The 15,179-nt window shown below is 56.4% G+C and carries 12 protein-coding genes and 2 tRNA genes; 11 read left to right on the top strand and 3 right to left on the bottom strand.

Annotation, left to right across the window (positions count from 1 at the left end):
• Positions 1-15: 15 nt before the first annotated feature.
• Positions 16-435: a peptidoglycan-binding domain-containing protein gene (locus KRAC_RS65990; RefSeq protein ID WP_007908904.1), complete on the bottom strand. Its 420-nt coding sequence runs from the start codon at positions 433-435 to the stop codon at positions 16-18.
• A 215-nt stretch (positions 436-650) separates the two neighbouring features.
• Here KRAC_RS65990 and KRAC_RS16465 point away from each other — a divergent pair, with 215 nt between their 5' ends.
• From KRAC_RS16465 to KRAC_RS16460, 4 genes are all read left to right on the top strand, one after another.
• Entirely contained in the window at positions 651-1,319 is a 669-nt protein-coding gene (locus KRAC_RS16465; RefSeq protein WP_007908902.1) for a hypothetical protein, read from the top strand.
• A 126-nt stretch (positions 1,320-1,445) separates the two neighbouring features.
• Entirely contained in the window at positions 1,446-1,604 is a 159-nt protein-coding gene (locus KRAC_RS65985; protein ID WP_007908900.1) for a hypothetical protein, read from the top strand.
• 31 nt (positions 1,605-1,635) lie between these two features.
• A complete protein-coding gene (locus tag KRAC_RS65980) occupies positions 1,636-1,845 on the top strand; it encodes a hypothetical protein (RefSeq protein WP_157506724.1) in 210 nt (69 codons plus the stop codon).
• Positions 1,846-2,037: 192 nt separating this feature from the next.
• Positions 2,038-3,153 (top strand): tyrosine-type recombinase/integrase, encoded by a 1,116-nt coding sequence (locus KRAC_RS16460; protein WP_052568330.1) that lies wholly within the window; start codon positions 2,038-2,040, stop codon positions 3,151-3,153.
• A gap of 129 nt (positions 3,154-3,282) precedes the next feature.
• On the opposite strand, the gene KRAC_RS16455 is transcribed toward KRAC_RS16460, so the two are convergent.
• Positions 3,283-3,355 (bottom strand) — tRNA-Thr (locus KRAC_RS16455).
• A 385-nt stretch (positions 3,356-3,740) separates the two neighbouring features.
• On the opposite strand from KRAC_RS16455, the gene KRAC_RS16450 reads away from it, so the two are divergent.
• The 6 genes from KRAC_RS16450 (at position 3,741) to KRAC_RS16425 (ending at position 14,096) form a co-directional block, all read left to right on the top strand.
• Positions 3,741-5,069, top strand: coding sequence for an AAA family ATPase (locus KRAC_RS16450; RefSeq protein ID WP_007908892.1), 1,329 nt, complete (start codon positions 3,741-3,743; stop codon positions 5,067-5,069).
• Between the two features lie 152 nt (positions 5,070-5,221).
• Positions 5,222-5,821 carry an XTP/dITP diphosphatase gene (locus tag KRAC_RS16445; RefSeq protein ID WP_007908890.1) on the top strand — a complete coding sequence of 200 codons (600 nt, stop codon included), beginning with the start codon at positions 5,222-5,224 and terminating at the stop codon, positions 5,819-5,821.
• A 132-nt stretch (positions 5,822-5,953) separates the two neighbouring features.
• Complete coding sequence (locus tag KRAC_RS16440) at positions 5,954-8,983, top strand: exonuclease domain-containing protein (protein ID WP_007908888.1); 3,030 nt, start codon at positions 5,954-5,956, stop codon at positions 8,981-8,983.
• Positions 8,984-9,188: 205 nt separating this feature from the next.
• The gene (locus KRAC_RS16435) at positions 9,189-11,315 is read left to right on the top strand and encodes a molybdopterin-containing oxidoreductase family protein (protein WP_007908886.1); all 2,127 of its coding nucleotides are present in this window, start codon (positions 9,189-9,191) and stop codon (positions 11,313-11,315) included.
• 326 nt (positions 11,316-11,641) lie between these two features.
• Positions 11,642-13,606 carry a GAF domain-containing sensor histidine kinase gene (locus KRAC_RS16430; RefSeq protein ID WP_169460901.1) on the top strand — a complete coding sequence of 655 codons (1,965 nt, stop codon included), beginning with the start codon at positions 11,642-11,644 and terminating at the stop codon, positions 13,604-13,606.
• A gap of 139 nt (positions 13,607-13,745) precedes the next feature.
• Positions 13,746-14,096, top strand: coding sequence for a hypothetical protein (locus tag KRAC_RS16425; RefSeq protein ID WP_007908877.1), 351 nt, complete (start codon positions 13,746-13,748; stop codon positions 14,094-14,096).
• A 9-nt stretch (positions 14,097-14,105) separates the two neighbouring features.
• Here the strand turns inward: KRAC_RS16425 and KRAC_RS16420 are convergent, their stop codons facing one another.
• The gene (locus KRAC_RS16420) at positions 14,106-14,864 is read right to left on the bottom strand and encodes a PspA/IM30 family protein (protein ID WP_007908875.1); all 759 of its coding nucleotides are present in this window, start codon (positions 14,862-14,864) and stop codon (positions 14,106-14,108) included.
• 197 nt (positions 14,865-15,061) lie between these two features.
• Here KRAC_RS16420 and KRAC_RS16415 point away from each other — a divergent pair.
• A tRNA-Gly gene (locus tag KRAC_RS16415) sits at positions 15,062-15,133 on the top strand.
• The last annotated feature ends 46 nt before the right edge of the window (positions 15,134-15,179 follow it).

The following is a 15,179-nucleotide window of genomic DNA, read 5'->3' as shown; positions in this document are numbered from 1 at the left end:
TAAGAAGCAGAGTCATTAACAGTGCCCAAGAGCATGCCAGGTCTTTGCACCGACAATCCCATCAACTGTAAGATAAGGTTGAAGATGATACGTAGCGTTATACCACTGTTGAAAATCTTTTACATCTTGCTTCGTTTGAGGGCCATAGATCCCATCCACAGCGAGAAAAACGTAAGTTTCACTCCAATGATAATTTGAATTGTCTGACCACCAGTTAAGTGACTGTTGTGCTAATTTCACCGCCCATGATGGATTGTTCCCTCCCTGATATAGCACTGGCAATGGGCACGTATAAGAAGGTGACATTGTTGTAGCTGATGCTGCATGTGCTGTATGAGGATTCATCCCTGTAGGGGCAGATGTAAAGGCACTGAATGTGAACAGGGCGGCAACGAGAAGAGCGCTGCACAACACCATTTTCAAAGCTTTTCGCATTGTATGTTTCTCCTTGTCTGTGAAACAACAGAATGGTAAAACGTTTTGCAATCAAGAGTGCACAAATAAGAGTGTACAAAAGAAACAAAGCATGTACCAGGCCAATAATCGGCCACCTTCCGGTCACTTTGCATCAAAGACTTTGTTTGCTGCATTTATTCATTCCCACTATATAATGCTTCCCTGGGTGATGTGATTGAGAGGAGTTGGAAACGATGAAGCGATTGGACCGTGTGTATACCCCGACCATTGAGGAGCGGGTGGAGTGGCATCTTGAGGATGGAACCGATACGCTCTATGCTTGTCCTGACGCCTGGGCGCTGCGTCATCGGTTTATCAATCGGGAGACGGGTGAAGTCAGGTGTGCGCGGTGTGATCGCTGGACGTGCCTCTATTGTGGTCCGAGAAAGGTGGATATGTGGCGACAAGTGATTGCTGAAGCTGAACCGACTTTGCATATTGTGCTGACAAAGGCAGGGAACACGATGGAAGAGGCGGCGCGTGCGTTGACAACCTGGGTTCAGGCGTTGCGTCGAGGGTCAAAAGGCCGTGGGCGTGGTCGCGTGGGTGCTCGGCCTGCCTTCCATATTGAGTACCTGGGCGTCTCTGAGGAACACAAGAACTTTGAAGAGAACGGCTTCCACTGGCATCTGCTGGTCAAGGGGGCCGATTTTATCCCACATGAGCATCTGGTGGCCTGCTGGAAGTCAGCGACAAAAGGGCGTGCCTCGGTGGTGTGGGTGAGTGCCATATTGTACAGCAAGGGTGTGGGCTTGGGATGCTTTCTCAGCGGTGGAATATGCTATGCGTCGGTATCGTTTGGCTCTGGTAGAGTATGCGGCGGCCTACGCAGAGGATCATGCATTGATTTATCGGGCGCATAAGGTAGCTGTTCTTCTGGAAGAGGAGCTGCTGATCACTGCCGCTGAAGAGACTGTGTGTGTCGATGGCTTTGTGGTTGGCAATGTAGCAAGGTTGATGAAACGAAATGAGCGAACGGAGGAGGTCGAATGAGTGTCGGATTGATGGTAGTGATCTTCCTGGGTTTGTTTGTTGCAGTGTGGTCAATGAGGCTGCGCGGGTGGGTGTATGGATGTGCCTGGATGACGTTGGGGGCGCTGATGGTCGTGGCGGCCTACCTCTTTAGCACTGGCATCTTGCGCGTATAGGGAGGTGATTCTATGCGGAAAGGAACACGCGATGTCTACAGAAAAGAGAAGCCCTGCAAGGCGGGTCACGTCTTTACAGCGACAATGGTTCCTGGGTGGTTCCAGTGTACTCGCAGTGAGTGTGGTGTGGTCGCCGTGTGTCCTGGGTGTCTCGGTCATGCTCCACAGGGAAACGTGGTCTACTGGTGCCAGGCGCATCGGAGTCATGCTGTGGCGTCGTCGTGAGAAGAGCGTGAGGTGAGGGTGTGGTTGGTGATGTTGTTTTCGAGGTAGGTCGTGAGGGCTTGGGAACGGGCTGGTATTGTGTAGCCTGTGCTCGTCATCTGCTTGGTGATGAGATTGTGGACGCCTATCTCATTGGTCCCTGTCGAGTGGGAAGTGTGTTTGTGCCTGAGTTGGCGAGGGTTCTGTGTACAGGCGGAAGAGCGATGGCTTGTACGTTGCAAGTATCACGCTTGAGGATGGAAAGCGCAAAACATTCGCTTTCAAGAAAAAGGCTGATGCTTATGCTAAACTGCGCGAGGTTCAGCAAAATATGCAGCAAGGAACATTTGTTACGAGTTCTCAGCAGACCACAGAGCAGTTCCTTATGCATTGGCTAGAGTACACAGTGAAGCATACTCTCCGTGCTCGTTCGTATGAGCGCTACGAGGAGATTGCTCGTCTACATATTATCCCTCGTTTGGGTAAGGTGAAACTACAGGATCTCAAGCCACAACATATACAGGTTCTTCAAGCGGAAAAGCTTGAAGAGGGTTTGTCTGCGTCGACTGTTGGGATCATCCATCAGGTCTTGCATAAATCTCTAGACGATGCTGTAAAGTTGGGTTTGCTCGGGAAAAACGTCTGTAAAGCAGTGCCTCCTTCTCGTGAAAAGCGCAAGGACGTGAAGCCTCTCACTCCCGATCAGTCTCGTAAGCTCCTCAATGCTGTAAAAGGTCATCCACTAGAGGCGTTGTTCATCCTGGCTCTTACCACGGGAATGCGTCGTGGAGAGCTATTTGCCTTGAAGTGGAATGATATTGACCTTGAACATGGTGTACTCTATGTGCGACGTACTTTGAGCCGTGTTCCTACGAAAGTACGAGGTGAGAATCAGGATGTCCTGGTGGAGGCCGAGACGAAAACACAGAGGAGTAGGCGTAGTATCGTGCTGACTCTTCTAGCGGTGGAGGCCCTGATAGAGCATCGGTTGAAGCAAGATGAGCAACATCACATTGCTGGCGATGCCTGGCAGGATAATGATTATGTGTTCTGTGCTCACGATGGCACATACCTGAGTCCCAATCACGTCTCTTCGTATCAATTGAAGCAACTCTTAAAAGCGGCTGGCCTTCCTGATATTCGTTTCCATGATCTGAGGCATGGAGCTGCGACGTTACTTCTGAGTTTACAGGTTCATCCGAAGGTGGTGCAGGAGATACTCGGACATAGCGATATTTCCACGACCATGAACATCTACTCTCATGTCTTGCCTTCGATGCAAGCGGATGCGATGAAGCAATTGCACTCGGCGTTTAAACAGGATGATCCTGATAAAGGGGAGTGATTCTGTGGCAATTTTGCGGTTGCTACAGTCGTTGCTACAGTTGGTTGTTCAGCTTAAAAATGTAAAAAGCCTCGAACGGCTCTAATAGCCATTCGGGGCTTATGCTTTGTGTTCGTGGGCATAAAAAAGAGCCGATGGCCGGACTCGAACCGGCGACCGATGCTTTACGAAAGCATTGCTCTACCAACTGAGCTACATCGGCTTGGATGAGGTTTCTTGCGTTGCCTCATCTCTTTGACGGTTATGATTATAACCGCCTCAAGCCTCCCTTGTCAAGCACTTTTTTGCTGGAATTTGGCGATGGTCAAAAAAAACTGCACCTCGGCTTTCTCCGCCCACGCAGAGGCCGGGCGGAAGGTGGCTGCTGTCGCTGCTCTAATTGACTTTTTCGATGCATAGCCTCGCCTCTTGACAAGCATAGACTTTGTTGGGTAAGCTTTAGGTGCATGATGTGAATTATATGTTTTTGTGGTCTCTATGTGTGGAAAATGTGGTTGTGGTGCTCCTCGCTTTGACGCCTCGGGCGTTTCGCTGATGCGTGATTCTTCTCCTGTTGTCTTGCTTAAGATTTATTAAGGAGATGCTTTATGTCTGCTACCTCTTCTGCGACTCAGCTCTTTGCTCGCCCCGTGATGCCCTTTACCTCCTTCTCGGACCTGGCTGCTCCCTCTTCTTTGCCGCAGCCCTGGATTATTCAGAACCTGTTGCCCATTGGTTTGACGCTGCTCAGTGGCGAGCCTCGCTGTGGGAAGACTTCTCTGGCGCAGCAGTTGATGCTGGATATCGCGACCGGTACGACGCCCTTTGGGACGTATGATCCCGCGCTTGATAATGCCTCGCAGTATCTGCGACCTACACGGGGAAGCATTTTCTACCTCTCTTTGACCAGTTCGACGCCCCATTTGCATGAGATTCGCTCGCGCTTCTATGCCTCGCGCCCAGATATGTCCGCGCTGAACACGCTGTTTGTGACCAATGCCTTTAAGCCTCTGACTCCCACCGAGGGGCTGCAAGATCTTTGCGATTGGATTCGCTGCTATGCCGATTCTTGTCTGCTGGTGATTGATGATCTCGCCGCATTACGCTCGCTCTTTCCTGGTAATGATCGCGAGTTGCTGGCCCTGTTGCGGCGCCTGGCGGAAGAGCACCAGCTTAGCATTCTCTTGCTGCATTCTTGCAAGCGTTCCTCGCCTCTGGCCGCGCAGGTCGATCAGCACCTGCATCTTAAGCGCCTACCTGTCTCGACGTTCTATCAACTTGAGGTTCTTAGCAACCGGGTTTTGCCGACTTCGCACCTCTTGCATTGCCCGGCTGATCGGCTCTCGTTCCGCATGGCGAGCCTGGAGGAAGAACGTGCGCTGGAGACGCTGAGCGCCCATAAGACGCTGACACGCGAGCGCCTGGGCCTCCTGCGCCTCTTTGATGAGTATGGCTCGACCCTGACACCACGGCAGGTGGCCGCCCTCCTCCAGCTTGACTATGACTGCACACGCCAGATCTTGAGCAAGATGGTCAAGGCTAATCTCCTGACGACGCCCGCGCGTGGTCGCTATGCCATCCACCCCTTTATTAAGCCGCTCGTGCCCTCTCTGCTCGCGCATCATCCCTTCCTGCCCAAATTCGATGTCGCTGATATTCCCGCAGAGGAAGTGGAAGCGGCACCCGCTACCGCAGAGTCAGCCGCGCAAGAGGAGAAGCCGGATGTGGAGCACACTGCTGAAAGCGTGATCGCTCACGATGCACCTGATGCGACTTTTTCAATTCCTAGCGAATCCGTCAGCCCCTCCAGTTATCAGGCGCCTGAAACGCCAATCGCTCACAATCAGCCTTCGCCGCAGTGGCAGGCTTCAGGCATGAACGGAAATATCCCTGGCTATCAGGTGAACGCATCACAAATGCCGCCACCCGCCATCTAACCTGACCTCGCTGACGTTCATAGGCCTCTACGGCTGACTGCACCTTTACAACTTAATCGCCCTGACGCACGATGTTTTATGCTCGACAAGCATTGGCTCTTATGATAAGATGGGACGCGATATTCATTTTTGATCTAGCTGGGAGTTCTGCTATGCGTGCCCTACTGGTGGCTACCACCAATCGTCATAAGCTAGACGAATACCGTGCGATCTTCTCAGATCTACCCTTTCAACTCCTGTCCCTCAAGGATATCCAACTGGATCTGGATGTAGAGGAGACGGGAACGACGTTTGCCGCGAACGCGACGCTCAAAGCCCTGATCTACGCTCAAGCCTCCAATATGCTGGTCCTAGCTGATGACTCCGGCCTGGAGATTGATGCGCTCAATGGCGAACCCGGCGTGTATTCGGCGCGCTTCGCGGGCGAGCAGACCTCGTATGCGGAACGCTTCCGCATTATCCTGGAACGCCTGCGCGATGTGCCGGCTGCGCGGCGTACGGCGCGCTTCCGCTGCGTTATTGCCCTGGCTGAGCCATCTGGCCTCTTGCGCCTGGCCGAGGGGACAATGGAGGGCTTGATCGCGGATGCTCCTCGTGGCGAGCATGGCTTTGGCTACGATCCCATTTTCCTGGTTCCAGATCTGCACAAAACAAATGCCGAGCTTTCGGCTGAGCAGAAAAACGCGCTTAGCCATCGTGGAGCAGCCGCCCGCAGGGCACGCCAGCTTCTTGCAACCTGGCCCCAGATGTGATGGGATGTGATAGACGTGATAGAAATAAAGACCCTCGCATGCGTACTGCAATTCGCCACCAGCGTGGCCCGGCGGAGGTAATTGGTTCGAATAGGCGAGAGATAAGAGAGATATATGAGGAACTGCTAAATTATGGCGAAGAAGTCTGCCATCCGTATCGCGTTAGACCTGGAGACAACGGGCCTGCATGCTGAGCAAGATGCCATTCTTGAGGTGGCCGCGATCAAGTTCCAGGGAAGTGAAGTCCTGGATACTTTTGAGACCTTTATTTCACCAGGGCGTTCGATCCCCTATCGTGTGCAGCGCCTGACCGGTATCAAGCCAGAACTGCTTGTGGGTGCCCCTCCGTTTGATGCCATCTCTCGCCAACTGCATACCTTCCTTGGCGACTATCCAATTGTCGGCCATAGCATTCCCTTTGATGTGGGCTTCCTACGGCGCTGGGGCCTGGCGCACTCCAATCCCATGGTCGATACCTTTGAACTGGCAACCGTGCTGCTGCCCTCCCTCTCGAGCTATAACCTAGGCCAGGTCGCGCACTCGCTGGGTATCCAGGTTCCCAGTGACCGCCATCGTGCCATGGTCGATACCGTCCTGGCGATGCAGGTCTTCCTCTCGCTCTATGAGCGCCTGCAAACCGTGGACCTGGCGCTCTTGCAGGACCTGGCTCGCCTGGACGCCCCGCGTTCCTGGCCGCTACTCCACTTCTTCCGCCATGAGCTGCGCTTGCGCCAGGAGCATGATGGTACGTCTAATTTGAGCCGGGGCATCCTGGGCGATCGCTTTGCCGCGCAACTGGGTATGGATCCTCGTGTCCTCTCCTTCGCCATCGCGCGCAAGGATGATGCACCTCCCCCCGTGCCAACCGCTCTTCCCGTTGCCACGACCGCTCACATTCAAAAGGCCGAGGTACCGGCTGAGGCTTCCTTTGGAACGTCGGTGGCTCACGAGGCGGTGTATGAGGCCTTTGAGCAGCGGAAGCCGCTTGTGGTTGAGGTGACGATTGGTGATAACGATTATACGCCCGTCCTGCTCTCCACTCTGCGCTGGCTCAATGAGTCTGAGGGGGAGTCGGCCACGCCGCGTCGGCTGGTAATTGCCTGCTCGAACCAGCAGGGGGCGCGGCGCCTGGTGTCCAAGACTCTGCCCATGCTGCAAAGTCGCTTAGAGAGCCAGCTCTCCGTGGCCTACCTGGCTGAGCGAGGCGGCTACCTGTGTACCCATCGTTGGTTTGGTGCGGCCCTCCGGCGCACCAGCGGCGAGCTGACCGCTGAGCAGGCGCGTGGTCTGGCAAAGCTCGGTCTCTGGGCGCAACAGACGCTCACGGGCGAGCGCGGCGAGCTGACGCTGCTGCCCCAGGAGTCTGCCGCCTGGGAGCGTATTTCGTCCGGTGTGGAGCGGCTCCCCTCGGCGGACCCGCGCGCTGGCTCGATTTACCAGCGCTGTACCTATCGCCGTAAGGGCCTCTGCTTTGTGAGCCTTGCTGAGGAGCGCGTCAAAAACGCCCGTATCGTGGTGACCACGCATGCTGGTCTTTTTGATGATCTCTCCTCTTCGCACTCGCTCCTCTCCGGGATTGAGCAACGTGTCATCCTGGATAGCGATCTTCTGGATGAGGAGAATGCGCGCTGGAGTGGTGCCGAATTTCGCCAGGAGCACTTGCTGAACCTGCTCAATACGATTGGCGCCGAGCTTCCCACTGGCCGCTATCAGGGGTTGCTGGCCCTGGCCGCGCCCTCGCTGCGCGGAAATGGTCCCGGCGGTATCTCTTCCACACCCACGGTCGCCAAAGCCGAGCTTGATCAGCGGATGCTGAGCTGGTTCCAGACACTGCGCCAGGCACGTGCCGCCGTTGAGCAGCTCTTTAAGAGCTTCCAGGCTTTGATTGAAGATGCCGCGCACCAGGGCAATGGGAAAGGCGAGGGCGCAGGACGCTCCGCTGGTTCTCGGGGTCATGAACGCCTGGATCAGCCTCTGCGTTTGACCTCTCAGTCGTGCCAGGTTGGGGCCTGGAACGAGGTTGAGCAGGCCTGGAAGCAGGCCGCGCATCGTTTGCAGTCCGTGATTGATCTCGCGCGCCAGGCCGAGAAAATCATTCTCGCACCTCAGAAGAACGCGCATAAGGAGAAAGGGAGCGGCGAGGATAGCTCGCTGGCCTCTGAATTGGCCGCCGCCGCGCACCAGTTGCTGGAGCAGAAACGCCTGGCTGAGCAGGCCCTCTCCCTGGAGGAGAGCGAGTCTGTCTACTGGCTGCGTATGCCGCCGACGCCGGTCTCGCATGCCGGGCATCAGCGTCCGGGGCAGGGTCCCCAGACCTTAAGCGAGCCTGCGCCCCCGATCTTGCACACCCAGTTAGTGCAGACCTCGGCGCTTCTGCGGCGCCTGCTGTTGCGCGAGCAGCGTGGTACGATCTTCGCGGGAACCGCGCTCTCGGTCGATGGTTCCTTCGCTTTTACACAGGGGCGCCTGGGCCTGGAGAGTGAGCAGGGCCTGACCCTCTCGATTGAGCGGCCTCATCATGAACAGACGCTGCTCTACCTCATGGATGACGTGCCTGAACCCAATGTGCCACAGTACCAGCGCCACCTGGACGAGACCATCATGCAGATGGCGAGCGCCCTGGAGGGGCAAACGGTCGTGCTCTTTACCTCGCATGCTGCCTTGCGTAGCTCGTATACTGCCATTAAACCCATGCTAGAGGCGCGTGGCATCCTGGTCCTGGGGCAGGGAATCGATGGCTCGCCGCGTAACCTCTGGCAGATCTATCGCGAGCAAGAGCACGTGGTCCTGCTGGGAACCGGCAGCTTCTGGGACGCGGGCGACGATGTGACCATTTCGCCCACCTGCCTGATTGTCTCGCGCTTGCCGATGCCGGTCCTGCATGATCCACCAATCGCTGCGCGCGCCGAGCTGATCTCCGATCAGTTGCATAACCTGACCGTACCCATGGCGGCCCTGCGTGTCAGGCGCGCCCTGAATAAAATCGCCTGGCATAATGATAAACGCAATGCTGTGATCATGTTTGATAAGCGGGTCGTCTCAAAAGAGTATGGCGCGATGGTCTTGCAGAGCCTGCCACGTTGCTCCCAGCGGCGCGGTGGAGCCTCACGCGCCGCCGAAAGCGTGCTTGACTGGCTGACCGATACTGGCTCGTGGGAGTAAACATCTCAGGAACACGCCTTTTTGGTAGGGACCAGCTTTAGCGCGCCCACAGGCGATTAATCGCCTGTGGGCGCGCTAAAGCTGGTCCCTACCACAGGGGAGCGTTTCGTGAATTGGGTATGTTGGTTCCTTCAGGGTGTTTATGGGGTTGGAAGGCGGCGATAAGATTTGCTGGTGAGCATCAGGAAAGGATAGAGAGAACGTTATGGCTTTAGATACTACTGCCCCGGTTGAGGGGCCGCGCAAGCTACGTGTTGTACATGGCACCTGCCCGCATGATTGCCCCGATAGCTGCGCCCTGGAGACGCAGGTTGATGAGAACGGGCGGGCCGTAAGCGTGCGTGGGCGCGCCGATCACCCGATTACGCGCGGCTGGCTCTGCGCCAAGGTCAATCGCTACCTGGAGCGCGTCTATCATCCCGAGCGCCTGCTCTATCCCCTGCGCCGCGTCGGGTCTAAGGGCAGCGGCAAGTTTGAGCGTATCTCCTGGGACGAGGCTATTTCTGAGATTACCAGCCGTTGGAAGCAGATCATTGCTGAGCATGGCGGCCAGTCTATTTTGCCATATAGCTATGCCGGTACCCTGGGGACTGTCCAGGGGGGAGTCACCGATGAGCGCCTCTGGAACCGCCTGGGTGCCTCTGGCCTGGAGCGCGCTATCTGTGGGCATGCCGCTGAAGAGGGCGTGCAACTGGTCGTTGGTGGTCGCCTGGCCCCCTCGCCCGAGGTCCTGGTCGAGAGCAAGCTGATCCTTATCTGGGGCAGTAATCCTGCCAGTACCGCGCCTCATGTTATGCCTTTCCTGCGCCAGGCGCAGAAGAATGGCGCCCAGGTGATTGTGATCGATCCCATTCGCACTCTCACGGCGCGCTCGGCGGACCAGCACATTCAGCCCTATCCGGGGACCGATGCCGCCCTGGCCCTGGCGATGATGTATGTCATGGTTCACGAAGGCCTGCACGATCAGCAGTGGCTCGATGCGCATACCGTGGGCTGGGAGAAGTTCCTGGAGCGCATCAATGAGTGGACCCCGGCGCGGGCCGCGCGCGTGACCGGCCTGGCGGAAGAACTGATCGTCGACCTGGCGCGCCGCTATGCCACGACGAAGCCCGCCATGCTGCGCCTGACCGATGGCATTAACCGCCACACCAATGGCGGGCAGACCGTGCGTACCCTGACCTGTCTCCCTGCCGTGGCTGGACACTATGGCGAGCGCGCCGGTGGTCTGATGTATAGCACCAGCGATTGGCTCAAGTGGGATAAGCAGGCGCGGGGACACGCGCATGAGACCAGTTGTCCCCCCGAGCCGCGTGTGCTGAATATGAACCGCCTGGGCGCGATCCTCACGGGTGAGGCCGACCCTCCTGTGTACTCTCTCTTCGTCTATAATGCCAATCCCGTGGCGTCGACGCCTAACGTAGGCAAGATTGTCGAGGGCCTGATGCGCGACGACCTCTTCACGGTCGTGCATGAGCTCTTCGAGACCGATACCGCGCGCTATGCCGATATTATCCTGCCCGCGACCAGCCAGCTTGAGCAGCGCGACCTGCATAAGCCTTATGGTCACCTGACACTCCAGTATAATGAGCCGGCGATTGAGCCGCTGGGGGAGGCGCGTAGCAATTGGGACGTCATGCGCGCTCTGGCGAAGGGCATGGGATACGAAGATGCCTGGCTCCAGGCCGACGTGGACGAGATTATTGAAGAGCTGCTGGAGGCTTCGCGTCCCCAGAACACCAGCTTACAGGGTATCACCCTGGAGCGCCTGAAGGCTGATGGCGCGATCCCCCTGGCGCTCTCCGAGGAGGAGCAGGTCCCATTCGCCAACGGCGTCTTCCGCACCCCGTCCGGGAAGGTTGAGTTCTACTCGGAGCAGGCCCTTGCCAAAGGTTATGATCCCCTGCCGGGCTGGGTTCCCGAGGTTGAGTCGCATGTCCAGGAGCGCGAGATTGTGCCAGTGGATGAGCGCCTGCCCCTGCTCTGCCCGGCGGCGCACCACTTCATTAGCTCGTCGTTTGGCAATATCGATACGCTTAAGGGGAAAGAGCGCTTCCCGCGCCTCTGGATTCACCCCGTGGACGCGCAGAAGCGGAGCATTCGCAGCGGTCAGCTTGTGCGTGTCAGCAATGAGCGTGGCTGGTGTCGGCTGGTCGCGGATGTCTCTGAGGAGGTGCGCGAGGGCGTCCTGGCTACGACGACCGTCTGGTGGCCCATGTTTAGCCCCGACCAGCGCAACGTGAACTGGACGACCTCTGATCGCCTCGCCGATTTTAATGGCGGTAGTACCTTCTATACCAATCTAGTACTGGTAGAACCGTCTGTCGAGCCATAGGCCGATTTCTGTATGTTATACTCCGAGAGGGAGCTATTTTAGCTGAACATGAAAAATGTGCCAAGCCATCAAGCGTGATGGCTTCCAGGCCGGTAGGGACCAGCTTTAGCGCGTCCGAACGCCATTTATGGCAGTGCGGCGCAAGCCTGTTAACGCGACATGACGCAAGGGAACGCTTCGGGCTGCGCCCACAGGCGATCAATCGCCTTCGGACGCGGTAAACCCCCCATTCGGGGGCCTGGCGGGCCCCTACCGAGGGGGGCGCGTTCCTCAATTTTCCAGAAAAGCCATAAATTGGGCGCCTATGGAGGATGAATCCAGGCATTATGCATATGCACGTACAGGGAGATCTTGCTAACGTCTATCGCGCTGTTCTGCGTTCCATCTCTGAGATCTGGACCTCGCTTCAGCAGAATCGAGATGTAGATGGGCTGCTTCAGCAAATCGCGGATGCGACCTGCCAGGCTCTGAGCTTTCGCTATAGCGCGCTCTATTTAGAGGACGAGCATCACAATTTTTATGTCCGTGCCACCTCGTCGAGTGTTCCGGCTGAACATACTGCCTATCTGCGCCAGCATCCCATGCCCGCGTACGTCGCTTCCCTTCTCACTCAGCCCGCTCTTCGGTGCCGCAACTCCTATTTTATTCCTGGCGAGGCCGATGTCTGGCAAGATGAAAGTGTGGCCGCGTATTTTGTCATCGTGCAGGAGGGGGAGCCTGTGATGACGACGCTGAGCTATGAAGAACCGGGTGTAGGAGAGGATATGTCGCAATGGCGACCCGATGATCTTTTGCTGGTTCCCTTGCGTAAGGGGGATGGTAGCATTATCGGTTTCCTGACGCCCGATTCTCCCCTCGATGGGCAACGTCCCTCGCCCGAGACAGTGGATGTGCTGGAGGTCTTCGCCAGCCAGGCCACTGGCGTAATTGAATGGGCGCATCTCTATGAAGAGGCCCAGCGTAGTAGTCAGGAGCGGGCGGCCCTGATCGAGATCGGGCATGCCCTTTCAGCTCCCGAGGCCCTGCGCGATCTCAGTACGGTCTACCAGGTGCTCTATGCGCAATTATGCCGTGTAATGCCAGTGGATGGGTTTTTTGTCACGCGCTGTGATTTCACTAGAGATGAAATGTTCGCTGATTACATTATTGATGAAGATATATCCTATCCCTCCCCCGAGCCCCGCTCTCCCATTACGCCCTGGATACGTTACATGCTTACTGAGCGCCTGACCTACTGCTTCGCGACCGCTCAGGAGCACGAAACCTTTGTGCTACAACATACCGAGCGCGACGAGGTTATCTTGATTGGGAGCGAGCGCCCCAGCGAGTCCATGATCTTTGTCCCTGTGCATTATGGGGAGGAGGTGATAGGCATGCTCTCGGTGCAGTCGTATCAACCGCGTGTCTATACCCAGCGGCACTTGCAGATGATCAAGGAGATCGCTGTCCAGGCGGGAATCGCCATGATGAACGCTCGTCGCTATAGCGAGTTGGGGCAGGCCATGCGCCAGGCCCAGGAGTCCGAGGAGCTTAAAAACCAGTTTCTGATGACGGCCTCCCATGAATTACGCACCCCGCTGACAGCCATTCAAGGCTATCTCGAGCTGCTCAGCACGCACGGCGCCTACCTGGATGAGGAGCGCAAGCAGCGCTTTATTGGCAATGCGCGCCGGGCCTGTGATGAGCTGGTCCTCCTGTTGGGCAATGTCATGGATACCAGCCGTATTGACCAGGAGTGGGTCTCGGTCAAACGTGATGTCGTCGCTATCTCGCCCGCAGTGGCGCAGATTCTGGAGATACTCGATCCCACCATTACCCGTGAGCAGCGCCATATCGAGCTTGACCTGGCGGATGATCTCTCCGTCTGGGCGGATGACCTACGCCTGCGCCAGGTATTGATGAACCTGGTGGGTAACGCGCTGAAATATACGCCACCTGCCACGCAGATCGCTATTGGCGCGCAGCGCCTCTCCTGCAACGAGACACTTCGGCGTATTGAGGAGGCCCAACCTGGAGGCGTAGATATGCTGACGGGGGAGCGCTTTGTGCTCATTTGGGTGCGTGACTGGGGGCCTGGCATCAGCCAGAAGGAGCAGGAGAAGCTCTTCGCCAAGTTCTCGCGCCTCTCAACTGAAGCCACGCAGGCGCAGCGAGGCGCCGGGTGGGGCCTCTACCTCTGTCGCAAACTCGTCGAGGCCATGAATGGCTCTATCTGGATTGAGAGCCAGGGCATCCCCGGCGAAGGCAGCACCTTCCTCATCGCCCTCCCCGAGGCCGAAGAGAGTAATTGATGGTGAGTCTGTGATGGGCGGCTGGCGAAGCCAGCCGCCCATCACAGACTCACCATCAATTCTTATTATTTGACGCGCTTTGAGGTCTATGCTACCATATTCCTAGCTGACTTTTGTGTTTGCGGGAGGAAAATTTATCATGAACTTATATGAACAATTGCATGTTGTTCATGAGCGGCTAGAGGGAATTGGCGCGCATGACGATAGCATGGACCTGGTGGAGAAGTTGTTAAAGCGTGCTGAGCCTACAAAGCATGAGAAAACCAGTGTCGCACAGATTCAGGTAGTGCGTCACATGCTGCGTATGCCAGAGGTGATCGACAACTACAATATCTATAACGATTTGCAGGAACTGTTGAGCGAGCGTGAGGAGAGCGATATCGCAGCCCGTGAAGACGCCGCCCCAGCAGCCTATGTCGACACATCGCACCGTCCCAAACCCAAGTCGTTCTACAAGGCGCAGAAAGATAAAGCCAAGAAGAAGGGCTAGCCTCATCTATCATTCGAGAAAAGAGGTTGGCCCTTCAATTTGTTTTGGCTGCGTATATCGGCCGCCGAGTTGTAGCTGTTCCTTCATGGCCTGCAATTGAAGCTCTACGTTCTGTTGCATGTCGATACGCTGCAACTCGCGGTCAAGCGTATCTCCTGCTCCCAATGAGCGCTGTTCCCCTATGACTCCTTGCTCAAGTAGCTCTTCGAGCGCGTTGGCCCGTGCCTGCATAGTGAGAATTTTCTCCTGGGCGCGCTGCATGGCAAGGTGAATCTCTCCCATCTCACCAGATATGCCCCCAAGCGATTCTCGCAGTTTTACCTGTGTCTGCGCGGCATGATACTGAACTTTAGCCATCTCCTTCTGGGTGCGGAAGACCTCGATCCGCGTGGCGACATCCTGTTCCATCTGGAGCAGGCGCTCCTCCTGCTCGCGTAGTTGGGCGATCTGGCGCTCATAGTTGTGCAGTTGTGGCACGAACAACTCTTTGCGTTGCAGCGCCTGGCGTGCCAGGTCTTCGCGTCCCAGGCGCAGAGCCTGCCCTGCCTGACTGGTGAGCTTATCGACATTATTGAGAAGCTGCGTTTGTTGCAGTTCTAGCTGTTTGCGATTGGTCGCGATATCTGCAATGGCCCGGCGCAATTGTTGTATCTGCTCAACCTGTTTGGTATACGCATAATCCAGCACTGCCCCAGGCTCCTCCGCCTTCTCTAGCGCAGCCCTGGTGCGAATACGAAAGAGCAACGCGAGACGAGAGAATAGGCCCATAAATCTTCCTCCAGGTGCCCAGATCGGGTAGTGCTTTTAACCCCCCATTCGGGGGCACGGCGGCACACCTACATTCACTGGGCCAGGTGCATACACTATTCTTTATACGCGCGGCTGTGGCCTTCTGTTGCGTCTTTAAAAAAGGATTGACAATCTTTTGAAGATGGGTTATACTAGGCCATGTAAGCGATAAGCAAGCGAGAGTAACTCAGTGGTAGAGTGTCACTTTCCCAAAGTGATGGTCGCGGGTTCGAATCCCGTCTCTCGCTCTTTTTTTATGCCCAAAAAGCCCCGTATACGATAGAAGAGAAAAGA

It is taken from the genome of Ktedonobacter racemifer DSM 44963, from assembly GCF_000178855.1.
Lineage (GTDB): Bacteria > Chloroflexota > Ktedonobacteria > Ktedonobacterales > Ktedonobacteraceae > Ktedonobacter > Ktedonobacter racemifer.
The sequence above is the reverse complement of the archived record's forward strand: the minus strand, read 5'-3'. Positions and strand labels throughout refer to the sequence as shown.